The organism is Paenibacillus sp. FSL H7-0331 (assembly GCF_001956045.1).
Genome location: NZ_MRTH01000007.1, coordinates 123,884 through 147,194, shown reverse-complemented (window position 1 = coordinate 147,194; position 23,311 = coordinate 123,884). Strand labels below are relative to the sequence as shown.

Sequence of the window (23,311 nt, the reverse complement as noted above, 5' to 3'; positions counted from 1 at the left end):
GGAATAATGGCTGAGTATTTATCACCGGGAGTCTATGTAGAAGAATTCGATAGTGGCGCACAGCCGCTGGAAGGTGCAAGTACAAGCACGGCAGGCTTCATTGGGTTGGCACAAAGAGGGGAGATCGAAGGCGTCCCTCTGCTTATTACCAGCGTAGCCGATTTTCACCGTAATTTCGGAAGTTATTTATCCGAAAATGCTTTTGGAGACTACCGTTTCTTGTCTTACGCGGTGGAGCACTTTTTTCTCAATGGCGGATCACGTTCGTATGTCATGCGGGTAGCTCCTTCCGACGCGAAGCTTGCTACCAATCAGGGCGGGGATAATAAAGAGTCGAAGGTACTTAGCATAAGCTCGAAAAACCCGGGTGCTTGGGGTAACCAGATTCGTCTTGTCGTGGTACCATCGAGTAAGGCCAAGACACAAATCTTTGACATTATTGGCGAGCCTGGGGAATCCAAGCAGTATCGCGTAAAGAATAATGCCGGCTTTAACGTCGGTGACGTTGTTGCTTTCGAGAACGCAGGTGACAAGCAATACAATCGTGTCGTCTCCTCCCTCGACAATATCATTGAACTGGAAAGCGTATTGGATGGCGATGCAGATGTTATTGATGTTAACCTGCTGCCAGCGAAAGTTCTGACTACAAGCGAGTTCACACTTCATGTATTTTATGGCGATGAGGCTGAATCGTTCGAGAAATTGTCATTGAATGTAGCTGCTGCAAACCATGTTGAGAAAATCTTGGTTCGCTCCAACATTATTTCCGTGAAGGATATCAGTAGAGAATTTGGTGATCTTGGAGCGACTGCTCCATTTGAAGCATTATCTGGTGAGCTGGAGGAGACAGGCAAGTTCCTGATCTCGCTTGCAGGTGGCAGTGATGGCTCTGTGGCCAATCTGGCAGCTTCTGATTTTATGGGTCAAGATCGTGGCCCTGGCAAAAGAACCGGAATCCAATCCTTCATCGATAACGATGTCGTAAGCATTATGTCCATCCCGGGTGTAACGGACCCTAATGTCCAATTGTCACTTGTAGCGCATTGTGAAAACCTCGGCAGCCGGTTTGCGATTCTGGATGTGCCACGCGAAAAAACAAAAGTAGCGGACGTTATGACGCACCGCAATATTTTTGACAGCAACTATGCAGCGATGTACAATCCTTGGCTGCAGGTGTTTGATCCGCTCGATAAACGCAATATTTATATTCCGCCGTCCGGATCGATGGCTGGTATTTACTCGCGTTCCGACCAAACTCGTGGTGTGCAAAAAGCGCCTGCGAACGAAGTTGTGCGTGGCGCCGTAGGTCTGGATTGCCAGTACAATAAAGGTGAACAGGATATTTTGAATCCACAGGGCGTGAACTTGATTCGTGCTTTCCCGGGACAAGGTATTCGTGTATGGGGTGCCCGTACAACTACATCGAATGGTCTGTGGAAATATGTCAACGTAAGAAGGCTGTTCATCTTTATCGAAGAGTCGATCAAGAATGGTACAAACTGGGTTGTGTTCGAGCCGAATGATGAACAGCTATGGGCTCGTGTACAGCGTACGATTGAAGCATTCCTTACCCGCGTATGGAGAGACGGAGCTCTTATGGGAGGCAGTCCGAGTGAAGCATTTTATGTGAACATCGGTCGCTCAACCATGACGCAGGATGATATCGATAATGGTCGTCTGATTTGCATTATTGGAGTTGCGCCTGTAAAACCGGCGGAATTCGTCATCTTCCGGATAACTCAGAAAACAAGAGAAGAATAGTTTTTCTCTAAACTTTGAGTAGGGAACTTGTCATGAACCATACGAAAGGGGAAAAGTGAATTATGACTGGCGAGCGTAGAGATCCATATAGAAATTTTCGATTTAGAGTAGAGGTTGAAGGTATTCAACAAGCCGGATTTAGCGAAGTATCAGGCTTTGATGCGTCTCTGGCTGTAGTGGAATATCGTGAAGGTAATGAAACGATTACGGCGCGCAAGCTTCCGGGATTGGCCAAATACGGTAACATCAGCTTGAAGTGGGGAACTACCGACTCCATGGATATGTATAATTGGATGCAGGAGTCGATTGAAGGTAAAGTTGCACGAAAAACCGTTACGATTATTGCGATCGATGAAGAGGGCGGCGATGTAGCAACCTGGCAGGTTATCGAGGCATGGCCTTCCAAGTACACAGCTCCGAACTTTAATGGTACAGGCTCCGAAGTAGCAATTGAATTTTTGGAATTGTCGCATGAAGGCATGACACGCACGGCGTAACAATTACATGGGGGAACAAGAGGAGGGATAGGGCGTTTACCGCTGGTCCCATCTCTTGTTTTCTTAACTTATGCTTACGAAGACGGTGTTCCTAAAGGAACGCTCAGCTTATGCTTACGAAGAAAGTTTTGCGAAGCAAAACAAGATTATGCTTACGAAGTAAGCGTTCCTAAAGGAACGCTCTTAGGAGGAAACCCAAATGGCATTCAAAACAGAATACGAATTCGATCTACCCAGAGGTTATGTGGATGACAGTGGTACCCTGCACAAAAGAGGAATTATGCGGCTTGCGACGGCAGCTGACGAAATTTTGCCGATGCGGGACCAACGCGTACAACAAAACCCCGGTTATCTCACGATTATTTTACTGACACGCGTTATTACGAAGCTTGGCGATCTGAGAGCGATAGATACTCGGGTTGTAGAGAAGATGTTTACTGCTGATTTGGCTTTTTTGCAAAACTTTTACCGTGAAATCAATGAAATGGAAGTGCCCAAGATTCATACTATTTGTCCGAAATGTGAGCATGAATTTGATGTGGATGTGTCTTTTATCGCCGGGATGGAGGAGGCATAGTCGGTTACCCCATTGACAAGATTTACGAGGAGGCCGGTTTCATCGCGTACTATTTCCACTGGCCTCACGATGAGATCATGTTGATGGAGCATCGAGAGCGCAGGAAGTGGTGTGACGAAATTTCTAGAATCAACCGCAATATGAATGATGATAAACCGGATAATAATCCGTTTGATGTATTCAATAAGAGGTGAAAAACAGATGAGCGAGGCCTCTAGAAGAAATGAGATTAGTGCACCCCTACGGTTTGAGGTCGAGCTGGATGGATTGTTTGTGGGCGGTTTTACGGAAGTTACAGGGCTCAATTCGGAGATCGAGCTTGTTCCTTATTCAGAGGGCGGCTTGAACGATTATGTCCATTATTTCCGCAAAGGCGTAAAAAATCCAAGGATTGTACTCAAGCGGGGAATTACGAAATCAAGCGATCTGTGGGATTGGTACGCGGATGCTCTAAAAGGTAAAATTGTCCGTCAAAGCGGCTCGATTATTTTGAATCATATTTCAGGCAACGAAATTTGCAGGTGGAATTTTCTTGAGGCTTATCCTGTGAAATGGAGCGGTCCTGATATGAACTCAACGAGTACAAGTGTTGCTATTGAATCCATTGAACTGGTGCATAACGGCTTGAAAACGGTTTTCAGCAAAAAATAATCGGGTAGGGGGACTGGCATGAAATCCCGAAAATCACATATCCCCCATACGACAGCCGGTAAGCTCGGCAGGTTGAACGTTCCACAGCGTAAGCAGGACGACGGCAGCGGCACGGCACGTCTTACTCGACTTTTTGCTGACAACATTATAGGTAAATACGGTTTTTGGCGCCAGGATTATTTTGGACGTCTGTCATTGGTATTTCGCGAAATGGCAGGGGCTGACGACGAAGAGCGGGACGACGGTTCGGCGAAATGGCGGCACATGGTCGAACAATTAAAGGCCCAACTGGCGGCACTCCAGCATAGTGGAGCGAAGCAAATCGTAACTCGTACGGAAACGGTCCATCGGCTTGAGCGGTTGATTCATTATTACAGCGGTATGGCGGGGACAAACCGGAACAAGCAGGCTTTGGTCCAAATGAAACCCTCTGGAGCAGCACCGAAGGCCATGCAGAGCGGCGTCATTCCGGTTGAAAAAAGAAATCAAACCGCGGCTAGCAGTACCTCAACTACTGCGACGGACAAAATATCAACAGCTCGATTGAAGCCTGATACCCTTACAAAACTTACGCCAAGGGATGCAAAAGCGACAAAAGGTAGCAAAAAACAGCTTCAACAGGCCGAGCGGAACGATCGAACTCGTCGCCAGGTAGAGAAGCAAACGAAGAACAGCAATACTGAATTGGTCAACAGGAAGGGCAAACGGCCGGAGCATTCTCAAGCTACAGGACAGCCGCAAGCGTTGGAGCCGAGTCAGGTCCCGTATACCGGTCACATTCAGGAAAATCAGCTATTAGCGCCATCGGCTCGAGTGCCCGTACAACAGCAAGGACTGCAAGATGAAGGGTCATCTTTGGTGCATGAACATAAGCGGGAAGAACGCATCCCGGAAGAGCACGTTGCCCAAGATCAACAGCAGATTACAGAAGCCGTACAGAATCAGACTGTAAAACAAAAGCTTGATGCGGCAACAGACGAGACATTTGAGCTTCAAAATCGACAAGTGATGCAGCATACTCCAATCGTTCCTAGTAAAGAGTCAGCAGCGAACGTTTCAGAGCTTTCACTTCCAGCCAATCCATTGGAATTGACTACAACACAACAGGGTGCTGTAAGATGGGTACCGGATAATAGTAAGCAGCGAAGCATGCAAGTCTCGCAGCGTATAGGGCAGATTGTGCACAATAAGGAATTGAACTCAGGTTCAACAATACCTCTTCGAATGCTGACGCAGAATGAGCAAATTGGCTATTTGCAGCGTCGTTCTTCAAGCACTGCCACGTACCCTATGGTTTGGCGAACTCATGTGGGTGAAACGGGCGGTACGACTAGTAATAAGACAGTAGGCCGGCAACTGCAATGGCAGCAGGCAACACCTGATCAACAGAGCTCTGCCAGAATGAGTCAACGCATAGTTTATCAAGCTCGCAGTGATAAAGAAATCCAAACAGCCGTGATTCAACGGCAGCATGAAGGAATGCTTCCTCTTGGTCGCAGGCATGCTTCACTATCACTCTTGTCTATGATTTCGCAGGCAACGCTGCCAGCACGGACCAGACAAAGTGGGAATATGCAGCACCAATCTTCAAGTGTTAACCAGCAAAGACGCATGGCAGAGGTTTTTGGTACTAGCTTAAACCAAAGATTAAGCCGTGATGGTCGTAACAATAGCTTTATTGAAAATGATAATCATGCTGGGAAGAGATGGAGAGGTGAATCCATACGTCATCAGGGGAGTGCGGATTCCCTCAGTCCAATCACCCAAAGGAAGACATCTTCTTTCCAGCTTGCACATACAGCTAACACGCTATACCCTGTATCCGCTAATCGTAAATTGCGATTTGAACAGTCAGATCCATGGCTTCCAGGTAACTACAGGCAGTATCCGGTCATGCAGGCTGCTTCCCATTCTGCTGGAAGGAATCTTCCACAGATAGAAGATGGGGGCGATCGTGCAAGCAGTCCACCTGTCGGCACAATTGCAACATACCGAGCACTATCGAATCAACGACGACAAGAGACATCTGAAAAAATACTTGCTCCACCGGAGCATGAACCTGCACATGAACAACAAAGTGATGCTTATCGAAGGGTTAACTTGGCCAATCGAGTCATGCAGCAATCTCCTAAGTACATTAGGCAAGAGCGGGCAACTCAGGGTTTGAATAACCGTACAAGTACCCTATATGAAGCATCAGCTTTCGACAGGATGGCAGGGCAACGTCAACCGATTTTTCGTAAATCCGATAACGATAATCACGGGTCCGATTACCAGATGACTTCACCCTTGCCGCCACTGTCCTTGATGCTGCTTAAGGGTTGGAAGCCGGCTGTTCTAGACAACAACCATAGGCATGAGTTGAGCGTAAGGACTCTGTTATCAAGTAAGCCAATGACTGCTCTAAGCTATACGCAAACAAAAGTGAGACAGCCATATGCAGCCCAGAATAATAGGCTCAGCCTGCAACGGAATTCAGGAACATTGATAGATAAGGCTGCAGCAAAGCCAATGACTGCTCTAAACTATACGCAAGCAAATGTGAGACAGCCAGACACAGCTCCAGGCAATGGTATCAGCATTCGACGAAGTTTAGGTATATTGGGAGAAAACGCAGCAACAAAGCGAATGAATGCCCTAAGGTATACGCAAGCAAATGTGAGACAGCCAGAAACAGCTCTAGACAATAGTATCAGCATTCGACGAAGTTTAGGTATATTGGCAGGAAACGCTGCAACAAAGCGAATGAATGCCCTAAGCTATACGCAGACAAATGTGAGACAACCAAACGCAGCTCAGGATAGTAGTCTCAGCATACAACGAAGTTCAGGAACGTCGGCAGAAAACGTTGCACCTACTCAAAATTTGGCAAGGACTACTGCATTTAGGGCCAGGGCTCAAGCAGCAGATCGAGAAGGTGGACCGGGTACACTGCCGGGCTTCAACGATATAGCTAGACGTAAAATATCAAGCCTTAACGCCAGCAATGTCATATTAGCCCTGCAGCTTCCTGTGATAACTACTTTAAGAGAGCGGCAATGGATCGGCGTAGACCACCCGCTTATTCAACAGAGACAAAGCAGAAATACGACCGAGCAGATGAAGACAGGCAACCGTAGTCGAAGAGGACAAGCATTAAACCATAGGTTCAACTCGGTTTCGGAGATTCAATCCGAATCGAGTGCTGCAAGATGGGGCGAGTCCAATCATAAAGAGGGCGCACTGACAGATCGTGTTTCAAATGCTCTAAGGGGCGGGAATGCGAAGAACGGGAGTCCGAATCTATCTGAACGCCTTTCCTATCTTTTGAGGAATCGACACGCTACCATGAGTAAGCTACCCGTGACAGAACGACATATTGCGTCACAGGTATTAGCCCGCAATCGAACAGTGGCTCAAGTCAGAGCATCCAGTCCGCTCATTCTTGCGGCCACGTTGCAGCATTTCAGGCAACCGGATGACCAGTCTAGCGAGTCTTTGCAAACCGCTAAGCTATCTCAGAGGAACAGTGTTGACCCTTCAATCGTCGACAAGGCCGACAGAGCGGAATTCTTCAATCAGACCGATCAGGTGCGTGGTAAGCGTAATGACGCCGCAATCCGAACAAATGCTCCTAAAAAGTGGATCGAGCCTTGGCAGCCTTCATCTGGATCAGGCTCGGGTCTGCCCGAACTGGCTAAGCTAGAAGCGGGGATAGGGTACGCATTAAGATCAGGGCTAAGTCCACGTGCCAAAGAAGAGCCCTCATCACTGCAGCGGACAGCGAGATCAGTGAGTGGCACACATATGCAAAAGCCTGCAGATCGATCAAATACAGGGTTCGCGAACGGTGAAGGACCTATAATTAGCAAGCAGGCAAATTATTCAGCAGTTGGAAATGTAGCAAGGAAATCCTCTAACTCAAACGCAGGGGTAATACCAGGCGCGATGGTCGGACTTATGGCGATGCTTGGGGTTTCACAATCAGGAGCAAGTTTGAAACAAGGATCAAATGCAGCACCCATTTCACCAGAATCGAGGATGTTACCTGCTTTCTTACCGAGGTTGGTAAACGGTGAAGCGGGAGCATTTATTCAACGAAATCAGTTTGCAAAAGGAAGTTCAACCTTTAACCAAGCCCCAATACGTGAACGGGGGTTGGCTAGAAGAGCAAACAACGAAATAAGAAGTATGAAAGCACTGAGTATGGCAAGAAGCGATTTTCATATAAACAAATCGGATAAGTCTGCTGTACGTTCACATATAGCACGAGACGCTGCTGGAACAACATCAAGCTTGGCACTAAGAGCAGCATTAACAAAAGCAAACGCGGTTCCTATACACCGCACTAGAGCATTATATACATCTCAGCAATCCTTGCAGCCATCGCTGGACAATTTTGCAGGGAAACGTTCTATGACACCGCACCAAGACATCATTTCTGTTTCAGGTGCAAAATCTGCGATAAGCGGACGTTCGCAAGCTTCGCCTTTAAAGGAAATAACGCATATCCAGACTCGCAGCCTCAGCGCTATTCATTCAAGCATGGGTGCAGCGCCGATATTGATCGAGCCAGCGGGTATTCGTAATAAAGACCATATTGCTACTGCATCGGGTTATCAAGGATCAAGCTTGCAAATGTTTCCCATCATATCTACCTTACAAGGTCAGGGAGCTCCTGCATTAAAGGGTTCTGTTGTACAAGTTTCTACCTTAAGTAGACTTGTCTTACACGGATCTGCCTTACATGGCTCAGCCCTAAATAGACCTGGTTTAAAAGGATCTAATGGAACTGTTTTTCAAAGAACAGCTTTGCACAGAGCACCTAATGAACAGTCTGATGATCATGGCTCACAAGTGTTTCAACGCACAAACAGTTTATCCAGTGCAGTGCAGCGCAGATTGCAGAATAAGAGTCGTATCATTACAGACAGCACGAATCATAGTGACCATATGGAACAGGTGTCCACAGCTGCCACAATGAACACCGGAGGTACGATTCAATGGCAGCAGGATGTGCGCAGCGACATAAGCATAGCAGACCATGCCAAACAGCGAATGCACAATCCTACAGCTGCCGGGCCGACGGGTGCAGTAGAGCAGGATCGCTTTAAGCCTGCGTTCGAGGGGGTTAGGGGGCGTTCTGTCTTAGTCAGACAACGGGGTGTCAGTAGAATCCCTTTCGCAGATGGCTCCGGGCAACCTGCACCTGTACGGATGCTTCGTAAAGCTGCAAAGCCGCCTGCACCCGAGCTGTTCACCAAGAAGTCGGGATTGGTCGGGATTAGGAATCAACCTGACCAGGGGACAGAAGCTCACAGACCCATGTTGAATACGAACAGCGGACCTCAACTATCTGTGAAGCGCATTTCGCAATTCAGGCCGCAGGCCGTCTTTAGCAAGTCCTCGCAGCCTACAGGCTCAGAGAGCAAGGAATGGATTGCTGCGGACAACAACCAGAGAGCGACAATTCAATTCCAAGGCAAGCTGCGATCTTTGGCACAAGCTCCTACTTCTGTAAGACCACATAAGTGGGAGGATACAGCCGATCATCATGGGCAGCCAAGATTCGGCAATCCCGGAATGGGCGCAGCATCAGGAGATATTTTCACACATTCACAGCAGCAATCGGCAGCGCTTGGAAAACCGAGTGCACTACTGGAGCATAAGCTGCCGAATTCCGAATCGAGCCAGTCTGAGGATCTGAATACACCTATTCTGGAGCTGTTAAGACGACAACGACAGCCTGAATCCGAGGAATCCTCGGAAACCATACAGTCCATGGAGCCGCTTGAACTTACAAAAGAACAAATTAATGAGCTGATTAAGCAGCTTCCACAGCTGGATGTCAATCATATTGTAGATAAGGTAACACGTGAGCTTGAGAAACGGATGCGGTTTGAACGTCAGCGGCGTGGCAGGTAACCGTGTAGTTATGCCAGCTTTATCCCATCGGGTTTTAGAACAAAAGAGGATGGGCACGAACCAGCGAACGGTACCAGGATGCAAGGAAAGGGATGGAAACCATTGTCACTTACAAAAGCAAAGATCATTGTCGATAAAGGAACTCGTAAAGAAGAGATCGATGTCATGTTCAATCCAACTGAATACGACCACAATTTAAGTAATAAGTATTCTTGGAAAGTGGTTCCAGGTCTTTCTATGCCGATCGGTCAGTTCGTATCCGGAGAGACCAGCAACCTGTCGATGGATTTCTTTTTTGATACCTCGGAGGCTGCTACTGATGTTCGCAATTATACCCGCAAAATTTCCGAGCTTCTCAATGTGGACAAGGATTTGCACGCGCCGCCGGTATGCCGATTTGTATGGGGCTCAATTGATTTTAAAGGCGTCGTTATCTCGGTTGGTCAGAAATTCACGATGTTCCTGGATACGGGAATTCCGGTTCGTGCCAAGCTGAAAGTGGTCTTCCATTCGTGGCAGACGAAAAATGAACAGCTCAAAGGGATCCCGCGTCAATCTGCGGACCGCACCAAGCAAAAATTATTAAAGCAGGGGGAGCAGCTGTGGCTGATGGCCGCCTCCGAATATGAAGATCCGGGTTTATGGCGCGAAATTGCTCGGGCCAATGGGATTGATAATCCGTTGAAGCTGGACCCGGGCCGTAGAATAACCGTTCCAAGGCTGGAGTGATCAACAATGGCAGAGCTTAAGCTGGATAGTGGCGAGTTTACAACGGACCAGCTGGGAAAAAAATATCGCGATTTTTTTTCCCCGGCTTTCGAAATCTTGGTAAATGGAAGCAAAATAGCCGATGAAATTGCGATATCGATTTTAAAAGTAGAAAGCAGCCTGGAAGGGACGGCAGATTCTTTTTTCTTTCAGATTACGAACGCTTTTGATTTGGAACAACGTGAATTTTTATGGCTTAACGACGTATTTGTGCTTGGCAAAGCAGTAGAAATCAAGCTTGGATACGTCGATAAGCTAACGACGGTTTTTCAAGGGTACATCACCTCCGTTACAGCTGATTTTTCGGACGACACGACACCCAATCTGCTCGTTCGGGGAATGGATATGTCGTATCTGATGATGAAAGGCTCCAAATCGAAGTCATGGACTCAAAAAAAATATAGTGATATTGCCAAGGAAATCGCTGGTACGTACGGCATCAAGACGCAGGTGGACGATACAACGACCATGTACAATACCGTATCGCAGAATCAGATTGATGATTATCACTTCATTCAATATTTAGCCGATCTGGTGCATTATGATTTTTTTATAGTTGGGAAAACGATGTACTTTCGCAAGCCGCTAACAGAAATGACTCCGGTTGTCGAATTGCAGTGGGGCACATCGCTGCTGTCGCTGTCGATAGATATGAATCTTGCCGATCAAATTACGGAAGTGACGGTACGTGGCTGGGATAATAAAAAGCTGGAGGTAGTGGAAGCTACAGCTACAACCGTAACCAAGCTTGGCTCTAATTCCAAGACGGGTAAAGATATTTTGAAAGCACAGGGTACTTATAAAGAGCATGTGTATACCAACATCGACTCTCAGGATGAAGCGAAGACGCATGCCGAGGCCTTATTGAATAAAAGATCCATGAAGCTGATCAATGGTCATGGGGAATGCATGGGTATTCCGGAAATACGCGCAGGACGCTACATCAAGCTTAGTGGAATCGGCAGCAAGCTGAGCCAGCCCTATTATATTATTTCAACGCTGCACATTGTTGATGATTCCGGCTATGTAACACGATTTCAAGTTGGGGGGAATGCGGTGTGATGAATTACCCGGATTTTTCATTCCGTGGGATGTCCGAGCCAGTCTTTCCAAAGATTGATGGCGTGATGGTAGCAATTGTGACGGATAATAAAGATCCCGATGGATTGGCCAGGGTCAAGCTGCAGCTCCCGCTGCGGGAAACGGAGACGGAAACCGACTGGGTTCGAATAGCGACTCTGATGGCAGGTAAGGACAGGGGAAGTCTGTTTATTCCCGAAGTGGGGGATGAGGTGCTGGTCGCTTTCCATCTGGGCGAAATTCGCCAGCCATTCGTGATCGGGGTGCTGTGGAGTACGAAGCAGCCTTCGCCCAAAGCCAATGATAAGAACGATATCCGTCAATTCAAATCACGTGCAGGTCATGTGCTGACCTTTGATGATAATGACAGTGACGGCAAAGTGACGATCAAGACGAACAAAGGCCAAACCATCGAATTTTCGGATAAGGCAGATACGATAGATATTCAGGAGCAGAGCGGCAATAATGCGATTCAGATCAAAGGCGGCTCGGCTAACGAGATCACGATTAAAAGCAGTACCTCGACCATTACATTGAATGCGAAGGGTGATGTGAAAATCGAGAGTACCAAGGCGATTAATATCAAATCAACTCAGGTTAGCATAGAAGCATCCGCTACGATGGCTTTGAAAGCAGGCGCTTCGCTGGATATCAAATCCGATGGAATCATTAACATTAAAGGCAGTCTGGTCAAAATCAATTAGCAGAGATGATGGAAAAGGGGTGAGAGCGATGAGCGAACAATTTCTGGGACGCGGCTGGAAATTCCCCATTCAGGTGGACAAGGCAACAGGTCGTATCATGATGTCGGAATATGAACAGGATATCGCTGAAGCGATCCGCATCATCCTCGGAACCTCTCTGGGAGAACGTACGATGCGACCTGATTTTGGCTGCGATGTGATTAACTTTGCATTTGGGAATACGGACGCCACGACCTTACGACTGCTGGAAAGCAGTATTCGGGAGGGTATCCAGAACTGGGAGCCCCGCGTGCATGAGATCGAGGTTCAGGCCATTGTGGACAATGGAGACATAGGTAGAGTCAATATAGGTATTCGATATACAGTGCGTACGACTAACAATTTGTTTAATCTGGTGTATCCTTTCTATATCCATGAAGGCTCGAAGTAAACAAGCGGGAAAAAGGTGGAAGCATCGATTATGACAAAGCGGACAGAGAGGGGGTGGATGCATGCAGCCTCCCAAAATTGATCAGCGTGATAAGCAGGACCTGATAGCCCAGATGAAGGAAATGGTTCCGTATTACACACCGGAATGGCGATTTTCGCCTGAGGACCCGGACCCGGGCAGTGCACTATTTCTTATATTTGCCGATATGTTTCAGGAAAATATTAAACGAATGAACCGGGTGCCGTTTAAAAACCTTGTTGCCTTCATGAACTTGTTTGATGTGTCTTTGCTTCCGGCACGCCCAGCCAGTACGTTTTTGACGTTTCGTTTGAATTCGGGAGTTCAGCAGCCTGTGCTGATTCCAGCTGGTACGCAGGTTGCGGCTCCCAGTGCGGAAGGGGACATTTTATTTGAGACGGAACGGCTGCTACTGCTCACCCCTGCAGCACTCATTGCCGCTTTTCTGACCAGCAAGAAGCACGATAGCATCCTGCAAATACCAGAGCCATGGGTGACTGCAGCGCAAGCCGGATTAGCGGCACCAAGTCCGTTGTTCCAGCTGCCGGATGCAAATAATCTTCAGGAGCATGTGCTTTATTTGGAGCATGGCGATATGTTTCTACTTCACGAAACAGCCCGAATCGAGCTGGAGGTCGTTCATTCGACGAAGCCCCATGAGGAGCTGAGCCTGAGTCAGCGGCTGGCGGACCCTTCGTTAGCTGAATGGTTGTATCCTACAGATGACGGCTGGGTACCCTTTGACCGCGTTGAATCAGAGGGAAATCGGGTCATTTTACATAAAATGCAGCTTGGTGAAGTGACCCAGCAGGAGCTGTCCGGCCGAAGTGGACGCTACATTCAATGCCGGATGAAACGGGGCAGCAGTCATACACCCTCACTTGCCGATCAGCGGCTGGAACTGGACCGTATTCATGTGAAAACCGAGTATGTGGACAGCCTGGACCGGGGCGGGATTGCGCCGGATATGATGTTTTATAATGATATTCAGGCGAATGCAGATGATGGTTTTTACCCGTTTGGGGATCAATTCATTCCGTACGGTACCTTCTACGTATCCAGCGATGAAGTGCTCAGCAAGCGTGATGGCATGATTACGATGACGTTTGCCCTCAAAGTCATTCCTAACCGGTTTCAAACGGAGCAGGAGCAGGTTGTGGACTGGAAGCTTGTCATGAAAAAATCCAGCTTTGAAAGACCGAACCCGCCGATCGTTGCGATTGCCCAGGTGATTTGGGAATATTGGAATGGGAGTGCCTGGGTCAGACTGGACGCTGGCAGAGAGGCTGAAAGCTTATTTTATCGACCTGGTGAAGAGCTGCAGCGCAAGCAGGTATCGTTCCGGTGTCCACAGGACCTGGAAGAAACATTTGTTAATTCCCATCTGAGCCATTGGGTTCGGGCGCGTATTTTGCAAATTGAAAATCTGTACTCGGCGCTGCCAGTATACCTTTCTCCATGGTTGGAGGGGGTTAAGCTAACTTACACATACCCGGAGCGGTTGTATCCACTTCGGAGCTGCCTTGCGCTTAATCATACGGTTATGATAGATCAGACCATGCAAAGCCAGGGGCATTCGGGACCGTTCCAGCCTTTTTTTCATATGGAGGTGAACCATCCGGCACTGCACCTTGCGTTCGATGTACCTCCGGTTAAAGGACCGATCTCGATATTAGTATCCGTACAGCCGCAGAAGCTGACTGAGAAAGATATTCCGCTGCTCGAATGGGAGTATTGGAGGGCTGGCTATTCAGGGGAAGGCCCAAGATGGTCAGTGCTCAAGGTGATTGATGATACAAACGGATTAACGAGGACGGGGTCGTTGCAGTTTGCGGGTCCAGCCGATTTTCAGCGAACCTCCTTGTTTGGTAAGGATGGCTATTGGCTGCGTGCGGTAAACAGGGACGACAAATATGATGATTTCTCGGGTAATGTGGCGATACCAGTTGTAAATGGGATGTATGTGAATACGGTAGCAGCCGTTCAGCAGGAAACCGTACATAACGAATACCCCGATCCAAGAGCAGGTGAATTTGCCTCCGAGTTTCAGCTGAGCAGAACTCCTGTTGTCGCGGAAACGGTCTGGGTCGATGAGACAGGTTCGATGGCCGAGGAAGAGGTGCGGCTGCATTTGGAGCAGGGCACATTGGAACTCGATGTGATACGCGATACGGACGGGTATATTTACCGGTTATGGGTAAGATGGCTTCCAGTAGCACATCTGAGTGACTCTGGTGGAGAGGACCGCCACTATGCTATTGATCGGGCCTTTGGCCGAATCCGGTTTGGTGATGGGATTCACGGTAAATTACCCCCCAAGGGTGGTCTGGAACAAATAAAGGTTACTTACAAGGTGACTCGCGGTAAAGAAGGCAATGTTGGGGCGGGACAGATTGCCAGCTTGCAAAACTCGATTGCTTTTGTAGGCGGAGCTATGAACCCGGAGGCAGCGGCTGGCGGCTGCGATGCGGAGAATCAGGAATCAGCCATGCGTCGTGGACCACAGCAGCTCAAGCATCGGGGCCGTGCGGTAACAGCAAAGGATTTCGAGTGGCTGGCACGGGAGGCTTATCCAAACATTGCGCGGGTTACCTGTCTGGCGAATTATAATGCGCGGGTGGAGAAGGAAATCGGCTGTATTACTTTGGTCATCCTGCCTCAAGAGGGTGTCGGGGGCCTTGCAGCCTTTCCTGAGCTCAAGCGGCAGGTTGAACGTTATGTGCTGCAGCGCGCTTCGAGTATGGTGGCTTTGCCTGATCGCATTCAGGTCATCCAGCCGGCCTTCATCGAGGTATCCGTAACCGCATATGTGGCTGTTGAGGGTATGGATGCCGTCGTACCGACAGAGCTTGCGGCTATAGCCAAGCTGCAGCAGTTTCTGGACCCGCTCGCGGGCAACTATGACGGAAAAGGCTGGGAAATCGGTCAGGATATCCATCTTTCGATGTTTTATGCACTTTTAAAATCGATTCATTCGATCAACCATGTCGAAAAATTGTATATGTCGGTATATAAAATCGAGGATCATATACGTACCGAGCTGGACGTTAACAGTCTGCCCTCTCTTTTGCATGGAATTATCATCAGCGGTATGCACAAGGTTGTCGTAACCGCGCTTTAAAACAGTTTGTTGTTCAAGTCACAAGGGACTTGTCGATAATACTTGATACGAAAGGAGGTATAACGATTGCTGCCCATACCGAATTTGGACGATCGTTATTTCGATCAAATTGTACAGGACGCCAGAAAGGCGATTCCCAAGCTATTTCCCCAGTGGACGGATGAAAATGCACACGATCCGGGGATTACCCTGATCGAGCTGATGTCTTGGATGACGGAGGTTCAACAGTATTATTTGAACCGGATTACAGAGAAGAATGAGCGTAAATTTCTCAAGCTGCTCGGTATTCATCTCAAGGAATCGGTTTCTGCAAGAGCACAGCTGGCCTTTACGGGGATGCAGGAGCTTCAGGTGCTGCCCAAGGGTACGAGGCTTGCCGCGATGGATCAACTGTTCGAAACGGTTGAAACCCTGCAGGCGGTCCCTTCGACTCTGGATAAAATTATAGTGCGTACGGCTGTGGCGGCAAGCGATTATACCTCTTCCAATGATCATGCGAGCATTGCTTATTATGCCCTCGGACCGGATGCCAAAAGCGGAAGCAAGCTGTATCTTGGTTTTGACCGTGAGCTCCCGACAGGGATTCCGATTTCCATATCGTTCAAGCTGTTTGATGGTTATCCCGTCCCTGTGGGGGTAGCTGCCAATGGGATGTCCGAGATGATTTCCTCGGTAGGTGTTTCGTGGAAATATGTAGGCTCTGAGGATGGCGAAGGATGGCTACCGGTTGAGCTGCTTCGCGACACTACGATGCACTTGTCACAGACTGGACAGATTCTGCTATGTCTGGATAAGCCGATGAGGCCGATGCTTGTGCATCCCGCTAACGACAAGCGGCGGTATTGGCTGTGCTGCACGCTGGAAAGCGATGGTTATGAGCTGGCGCCGAAGATCGAGCAGATTCATATTAATACCGTGGAAGCAGTACAGCGCACTACATGGAGCGAAGCGATAGTATTCGATAGCTCAGGTGAGGCCGGAATCATATGCAGCCGTGTCGCCCATCTTCCCTATTACGGATTGAACCTCGTACAGGTTCGTGAAGCCGGAGGCGATTGGCGCGATTGGCAGGCTGTTACGGATATCCGTAACAGTGGGCCCGATGACTGCAGCTATGAGCTCTCCCGTGATCCTCTGCTGAAAACGACCGAAATCCGTTTTGGCGATGGACAGCACGGAGCCATTCCGACCATGGGCAAACAAACGATTCGGCTCATCTCCTATGTTCCCGATTTTGAGCTGGACCGTTGGATTGGTGGCAGCAACGGGCTTCCTCAGCAGGAATTTGAGGTTAAACGAGCGCAGCGGTGTTTGAAGGATTCCCTGCTGCTTCAGGTCGGACGGAGAGAGCCGGGGATATCCGGCTTTATCTGGGAGGATTGGACACGTGTTGAGGACTTTGATCAATCGGGTTCAGAGGACCGGCATTATGTGTGGGATGAAGCCAATTATGTATTCCGCTTTGGCAACAATGAAGAGGGCTGGATTCCTCATGATTCGGACCAGGACAACCTGCGAATCATATCGCTGCAAACCGGTGGTGGTCAAAGGGGCAATGTCAAGGATGGATTGATTTCGGAGTTCGTCACGGATGATCCTGAGATTCAGCGTATCAGCGTTATCAATCCCACTCCCGCCTCGGGTGGAACGGAAGCCGAATCCGTAGAGGAGGCCAAACATCGCGTGCGCAGAGACCTGCATACACCGTACCGGGCGGTGACAGCTGAGGATTATGAGGCCATTGCCCGTGCAACACCTGGGCTTCGTGTCGCAAGAGTGAAAGCCATACCCCTCTATAAGCCGGGTATGGTGGAGCAGGAGCAATCCAAATCGGCAGCACAAATGACAGTCGTTGTCGTTCCTTACAGCGAAAGCTCACAGCCAAAGGCGGGCGTTGGTTTTCTGCGAACAGTAAGCAAGCATCTGGAATTGCACCGCTTGCTGACAACCGAGCTGCATGTGATACCAGCCGAATATATTAAGATTACGGTGCATGCGGTAGTGGTCGTGGAACCGCAATTGAAGGAGGAGCCGAGGCGGATTCTTCATGAACTGTACGGGCTGCTGCAGCCTTTGGATCGAACGGATGGATCAACGGGCTGGACGTTTGGAAGAGCTGTATATAAAGGCGATATTTATGGAGCGATCAGTCGCCTGAAGGGTGTAGTTTATGTACAGGACGTTTGGATCGATTTTGAGGGCACAGGGGCACGTAAAAATGCGAGCGGAGATATCCTCATTCCTCCTTATGGATTGGTGACCTCTGGTGAGCATCAGGTAGAGCTGATCAGTAAAGCAGATGTATAACCACGAGCTCAACGAAGGAAATGCGGGGGCTAGAAATAGCGCAGCAAGCACGTGCGTTGTTGGTTAGCTTCTGAAGGCGGGAAATCCGTCGATGTTCATCGTTTTATGGATTCAGCAGGCTGTTGACGAAGGAGGTGAAAGCCGTGCAGGACCCGTACCAGTTTTTCTCATTGAATAAACAATCGGATTGGGATAAGGGCCGTTATTACAATCTCCATATGATCAACGGGGGGCTTGGGCTGCACCAGACCGAGAAATATGGCATCCATAAGGTGATCCAGCCTGAGGAAATGGATGGTCCGCAGAATCCGCTTGATTTTGCTGTGGGCCAGAATGGCAAGCTGTTCGTCATGGATGAGCGAGCAGTGGTATGGTCGTACGACGCAGAGAATCAATATACGGAGCAGCTATTTCGTCAAGGGCATGATTTATTTAAGGCAAGTGCTATGTTGGCTGCAAGCAGAGACACGCTTTATATCGCGGACCCGAACAGCGAGCGGCGAATTGCGGCTTATTCGGTATCGAACAGCCAACAGGTCTGGGCTGCCCAGGAATGGCAGGGTAAACCGCTGTATCCGCTGGCAATTGTGTCTGACTCACAAAAAAGGCTGTATACCGTGATCCCGCTGGATATGATTATTGGGATGAATGGAAATGAAGAAGTGCCGGAGGGAGGGCGACTGGGGATTGTGCAGTGGAGCTCAGGGGGAGATGTTATTCGTGTCTATCAGCACGATTCGCTCCGACTGGAACAGGCGACGGCTGCCGCCGATTTACTCAAAAGATACTATACCGCCGTTAACGCTGTGGGAGCCGTATACCTGTTCGATACGGAGCGTAAGCTGGTCATATCCTTTGACGAGGATGGGACGTTGGCTGTACAATTCTCGATTGCTCCTAAAGGCACGTATGCGGGTCTTTCCATTGATACGAATAATAATATATATATTGGCGACAGCCGATATGTCGGTCCGGATGAAGAGGACGAGCGTTTTATTCTGAAGTACGGGCAGCAGGGTGAATTTCAAGCCAAGGTGTCAGGGTTTCGTGGACGGACGGACAAGCTTCTCCTCGGTCCACGGGACTGGATGTATGTGCTGGATGGGTTAACGGGTGAAATCACCCTGCTGGAGTTGCAGCCGAGAACGATGGAACTCGAGGAAACCTCCCTGACGGAGGGAATTTATTTCTCCCATGCACTGGATACACGTTCCACAGAAACGGAATGGCACCGTGTACAGCTGGAAGCCTTGATCCCCGATGAAACGCAGGTGCGGCTATACTATTACACATCTGATCGCAATGAAGAATGGTTGGATGGTAATTTTACTGACCTCAGTGCGTACTTGAAGGAGCCCATCATTCCGCTCAGAGATAAGCTGAAGGCAACAAGGGATCTGTGGTCGGAGCCGATTACAAATCCGCGTGATGCGCTGCTTATGAATGCCACGGGCCGCTATTTGTGGCTGAAGCTAGAAGTCGTTGGCAGTGAGCGGCGTACGCCGGTTTTGACCAGACTTCGTGTCTATTTTCCACGTAAGTCGTTGATCTCATATTTGCCCTCGATTTATCAGGAGCAGCAGGATGAGAGCCGGTTTTTGGAAAGGTTTCTCGCCTTGTTTGGATCGTACTTTCAGGATATGGAGGAGAAGATTGATCATATCTCCAAATATTTCGACCCGAATGCTGTTCATGGGCAGTATTTAACCTGGCTGGGTACGTGGCTGGCCGTTCATGAGGATGAATCGTGGGGCGAGGAGAAGCTGCGCCAGCTGATCAAGCAAGCACCAGAGCTCTACAAGCTGCGAGGTACCAGACAGGGCCTGCTGCGTATGCTGCACATTTACACGGGGGCAGAGCCGTATATCATCGAATATTTTCAAATGAAGCAAATGCAGGAGAAATCCGAGCTGCGCGAGCTCCTGTCCCGTCTATATGGCGATAATCCGTATTGCTTTTGTGTGATGCTGCCGCAGGAATGCGTGCAAACCGATAAACAGCGGCTCATTATCGAATCCATCATCAATGATCAAAAGCCTGCATTTACCGAAGGCAAGCTCACCCTGCTGCAGCCATGGATGTACATGGATATGCATTCCTATATGGGGATTAACACCTTTTTATCGGAACCAACGCTGCTGACACTGGATCAGAAATCGTCGATGCCTTACAATACGGTCCTGATTGATCTCGAACGTGACAAGCGAATGGACATTCATACCCGTCTCGGATTGGATTCCGAATTAGAATAATTAAACCATCTGTGAATATGAATTAAAATAGGGGAAGGCGAGGGGATTGTGGGATGAAAAAGACACGTTATTATCCATTTGAGCGCAATCGCTATTTTTATGGAAAGCTATTGACCGTTCGTGACTTTGAATCGGAGCAGAAATATTTTAACGACAAACGGCGTTTGATGAATCGGCTGCTGCATGGTACAGGTGTGATTACAGGCTTGCAGGTCATCGCCGTCGATGATAAGTCGGTGTCTGTGGAAATGGGAGCCGCTATTGATGCGTTGGGCCGGGAAATCATCATTCCTTCTCCGGTCACACTTAAGCTGTCGATGATGCAGGGATTCTCGAACAATGAGTATGCCAAAAATGTGTATCTTTGTCTGGCCTACGATGAGAAAGGCAAGGAACCGGTTCATTCCGTAGCGAATGCGGCTGTTCGATCCGATGAAATCAGCGAATATAATCGCATGCTGGAAAGCTATAAGCTGTTTATTCGCGAGGAAGCCCCCGATCCTTCTGTATTCCCTATTGAGAGCATCATTGAGCAGACCAGTGTACTGTATCAGGATGGACACATTCGTATACTGCAGCGAACACCACGTTATGTGAATCCGGGACAGCTGTTTGATGTGACTTTTGTAATCGAAAAGACACTGCAGGCAGCCAAAATATCCTTTGAGTTCGAATTGGTTGGACAACAGCTGCAGGCTGAGCATGACGCTAAAGTGACGTTCAACGAACCTCAAGAGCGCCAGGAAACCGAATATGAGGTAACGGTTAAGCTGCGTGCAGACAGCTCATCGCGAGGCAAGGCGACTGTCGGGATTAGACAGGATCATGCCGTTCTGCGAATAGGCGATAAGCAGGTCAGCCTGTCCTCAGCTAGAGCCAATGAAGTGATGATCATGGCTGGGGCTGTTGATAAACAGTGGGTAGATGATTTTGTGAACCGTTCGCTGGAGGACTCCCTGGATTCCCCTTCCGATCCTTGCATTTACCTGGCCCGAATCAGTCTACTGCAAATGGGACCGACCTATATGATTGAAAAAGTTGATCAGGTTCCATTCAACGAATATGTGTACAATGCCTCTGCCCTGCACAAGCTGAAAAGCAAGGATAGCTCTGCCCCGGCAACGCCGTTCAGCGGTTCGATTACGGCCAGATCCAGTCTCAGGAAAATAGCGGGTAACCAAGAGCCTGAGCTTAACGTTACCTTCAATAAGGACAAAGGTGAGTTGAACTTTGAACTGGGGCTTCCTGAAGTACAATCCGGCGATCAGGTACGAACGGGTGTCGTTGAAATTCCGATAGCTTCCTTGAATAAATTCGCGGCTTCACCTTTTGGCCGTGGAGGCAAAAGCTATGTATCCGCCGAGATCGAGCATGGTCTTGGCCGAGGCAGTCTGTTCATTTATACAGGGATTGAGGAAATCAATGAAGACTATATTTCCGATATTCTGAGCAGCAGTGAACGCTTGTACTCTGGCTCTACGGATGTATTCAAAGGCAGCGAGCATGAGCCGAGTGGTCCAGACGTCAAGATTGGAACGGTATTGTATCCGCAAAAGGGTACGTTCCGCATCGGTGTGAGGCTTCAGCAGCCTACGGAAGCGACACAAATCAATATCCGTTGGTGGGCCTTCAAAAAGGCGACTGAAAGCGGAGCGGGCAGCGACGATACCGTCGATATTTCTTCGTTGGAAGCGGCAAGTGGACGGGAAGAGCAAGCTTAAGAAATTGAATTTATTAAGTGCTTACAGCTAGCAGATGACAAGTTATGTATGTAAAGGTCGGCCTTCCGTAAGGGGAAAGGCCGACTTTCCTATCTTTACTCAGCAACCGCTGCACGTCTCATAAATCGGTCAGCAACCCTATTAAACCCATACGATTCATACAGAGAGTGGGCGTCTTTGGTACCCAGGATCCCATTGATTCCTTGCAAGGCTTCGGAGTTAATAATCGTCTCGACCAATTTTTTCCCGATACCTTGACCGCGATACTGTTCGTCAATGAACACATCACACAAATAATACATCGTAGCCCCGTCTGTAATGACTCTTGCAAAGCCAATCTGCCGGTTCTGATCATAGACGCCATAGCAGAGCGAATGTTCGATAGCTTTCTGCGTTTTCTCAATCGGCCGCTCGTTGGCCCAATAGCTTCTGGACAAAAATCCACCGATAATGTCGATATCCAGTCTTGTTTTGTCATCGCTAATTGTATACGTGTTGAAGGTTACTTCCAATTTGCAACACTCCTCGCAAATAAATGTAATGGTGAGATAACTCCATGAAAATACTTATTCCCTACGAATGTTTGCAATTCCTTTTAACACTTTAATGACGATTCGGTTGTTAAAATTTGAGCTACCCATTGATAGCAAGCTTCCAATTGTTCATCACTAATGAGTTGGGAGCGATGCTCGAACATGATTTTGATGTTGGGATTCTCTTCTTTGATGATAAGTAAATAGTCCTCTATTGGCGCCCAGCCGTCATCCGGACTTAAATCGGGCAATACCGGGAATTTCTTTTGCTCGATACGATCCGTTACTTTGATATTGGATAAATGCAGGAGATGTGCGTATGGGGCATACCTGCGAATAATGGCTCTTGAGTTGAAGTTTGGATCGATGCACTCCTGCAGATACAGCCTGCTCGTATCCAGGCATAATCGAATGTTCGGGTAACGCTGCAATAAGGATTCCAGAAAATCCGTTTCGTAAGTATAGGGATTCAGAGCGTCCAATTCCAGTACAGGAATGAAAGCATAAGCTTTGCCTTTTGCAGACAGCCATTCAAATAAAAATTCACTCTTTTCCTGAAATTGTTCGAATGACAACTCACTCTCATACACATATTCCCGTCTATCCTCAAAATACCAAAGCGCCCAATCTACACGATCGTCCAAAATTACAGGCTTGGGATAATGAAACAAGATATAGTTTGGCTGAACAGCAGTCGCATACTCCAATTCCTCTTCTACCGATGCAAAGGCTTGTTGACGGGTGGCATCATTCTGCGATAAAAATAATGCATCCCTTAACGGATACGCACCGGCGCGCAGCGGGAAATGAATACCAACCTGGAAGCCTCCTCGTCTGGACTCGTGAATCAGATTTAACATATCCTGCTCCTGCTCAAACAGGCACGCCTCAATGCCGTAAAAATTATTGCGAAAGTCGCGATGAAATTTTGTGAAATCAAAGCTGCCATATTGGCCGATCATAAATGTGTTCATTGGAGAGCTCCTT

16 protein-coding genes are annotated in these 23,311 nt (G+C 48.4%); 14 read left to right on the top strand and 2 right to left on the bottom strand.

Annotated elements, in window-relative coordinates; translation table 11 throughout:
- The first annotated feature begins 6 nt into the window (after positions 1 to 6).
- The 14 genes from BK127_RS12605 to BK127_RS12540 all read left to right on the top strand — a co-directional run bounded on the left by BK127_RS12605 (position 7) and on the right by BK127_RS12540 (position 21,791).
- Positions 7 to 1,761, top strand: a complete 1,755-nt coding sequence (locus BK127_RS12605) for a phage tail sheath family protein (protein WP_076230406.1) — start codon at positions 7 to 9, stop codon at positions 1,759 to 1,761.
- Between the two features lie 62 nt (positions 1,762 to 1,823).
- Positions 1,824 to 2,258 carry a phage tail protein gene (locus BK127_RS12600; RefSeq protein ID WP_076230405.1) on the top strand — a complete coding sequence of 145 codons (435 nt, stop codon included), beginning with the start codon at positions 1,824 to 1,826 and terminating at the stop codon, positions 2,256 to 2,258.
- Positions 2,259 to 2,457: 199 nt separating this feature from the next.
- A complete protein-coding gene (locus BK127_RS12595) occupies positions 2,458 to 2,835 on the top strand; it encodes a hypothetical protein (RefSeq protein WP_076230404.1) in 378 nt (125 codons plus the stop codon).
- Entirely contained in the window at positions 2,832 to 3,029 is a 198-nt protein-coding gene (locus BK127_RS45675; RefSeq protein WP_076230403.1) for a DUF6760 family protein, read from the top strand. The genes BK127_RS12595 and BK127_RS45675 overlap by 4 nt, the downstream gene beginning before the upstream one ends.
- A gap of 7 nt (positions 3,030 to 3,036) precedes the next feature.
- Positions 3,037 to 3,486 carry a phage tail protein gene (locus BK127_RS12585; protein WP_076230402.1) on the top strand — a complete coding sequence of 150 codons (450 nt, stop codon included), beginning with the start codon at positions 3,037 to 3,039 and terminating at the stop codon, positions 3,484 to 3,486.
- 18 nt (positions 3,487 to 3,504) lie between these two features.
- On the top strand, positions 3,505 to 9,390 hold the full coding sequence (locus tag BK127_RS12580) for a sbcc family protein (protein WP_076230401.1): 5,886 nt from the start codon (positions 3,505 to 3,507) through the stop codon (positions 9,388 to 9,390).
- A 102-nt stretch (positions 9,391 to 9,492) separates the two neighbouring features.
- Complete coding sequence (locus tag BK127_RS12575) at positions 9,493 to 10,119, top strand: CIS tube protein (protein ID WP_076230661.1); 627 nt, start codon at positions 9,493 to 9,495, stop codon at positions 10,117 to 10,119.
- 6 nt (positions 10,120 to 10,125) lie between these two features.
- Positions 10,126 to 11,220, top strand: coding sequence for a phage late control D family protein (locus tag BK127_RS12570; protein WP_076230400.1), 1,095 nt, complete (start codon positions 10,126 to 10,128; stop codon positions 11,218 to 11,220).
- The gene (locus tag BK127_RS12565) at positions 11,220 to 11,942 is read left to right on the top strand and encodes a phage baseplate assembly protein V (protein ID WP_076230399.1); all 723 of its coding nucleotides are present in this window, start codon (positions 11,220 to 11,222) and stop codon (positions 11,940 to 11,942) included. The genes BK127_RS12570 and BK127_RS12565 overlap by 1 nt, the downstream gene beginning before the upstream one ends.
- A gap of 28 nt (positions 11,943 to 11,970) precedes the next feature.
- A complete protein-coding gene (locus BK127_RS12560; RefSeq protein WP_076230398.1) occupies positions 11,971 to 12,372 on the top strand; it encodes a GPW/gp25 family protein in 402 nt (133 codons plus the stop codon).
- A gap of 61 nt (positions 12,373 to 12,433) precedes the next feature.
- A complete protein-coding gene (locus BK127_RS12555) occupies positions 12,434 to 15,511 on the top strand; it encodes a putative baseplate assembly protein (RefSeq protein WP_076230397.1) in 3,078 nt (1,025 codons plus the stop codon).
- Positions 15,512 to 15,577: 66 nt separating this feature from the next.
- A complete protein-coding gene (locus BK127_RS12550; protein ID WP_076230396.1) occupies positions 15,578 to 17,818 on the top strand; it encodes a putative baseplate assembly protein in 2,241 nt (746 codons plus the stop codon).
- Positions 17,819 to 17,961: 143 nt separating this feature from the next.
- Positions 17,962 to 20,070, top strand: a complete 2,109-nt coding sequence (locus tag BK127_RS12545; RefSeq protein WP_076230395.1) for a phage tail protein — start codon at positions 17,962 to 17,964, stop codon at positions 20,068 to 20,070.
- Between the two features lie 53 nt (positions 20,071 to 20,123).
- The gene (locus BK127_RS12540) at positions 20,124 to 21,791 is read left to right on the top strand and encodes a hypothetical protein (RefSeq protein ID WP_076230394.1); all 1,668 of its coding nucleotides are present in this window, start codon (positions 20,124 to 20,126) and stop codon (positions 21,789 to 21,791) included.
- 95 nt (positions 21,792 to 21,886) lie between these two features.
- Here BK127_RS12540 and BK127_RS12535 read toward each other — a convergent pair whose 3' ends face one another.
- On the bottom strand, positions 21,887 to 22,303 hold the full coding sequence (locus BK127_RS12535; RefSeq protein ID WP_076230393.1) for a GNAT family N-acetyltransferase: 417 nt from the start codon (positions 22,301 to 22,303) through the stop codon (positions 21,887 to 21,889).
- 83 nt (positions 22,304 to 22,386) lie between these two features.
- Positions 22,387 to 23,298 carry a TIM barrel protein gene (locus tag BK127_RS12530; RefSeq protein ID WP_076230392.1) on the bottom strand — a complete coding sequence of 304 codons (912 nt, stop codon included), beginning with the start codon at positions 23,296 to 23,298 and terminating at the stop codon, positions 22,387 to 22,389.
- Positions 23,299 to 23,311 lie beyond the last annotated feature (13 nt).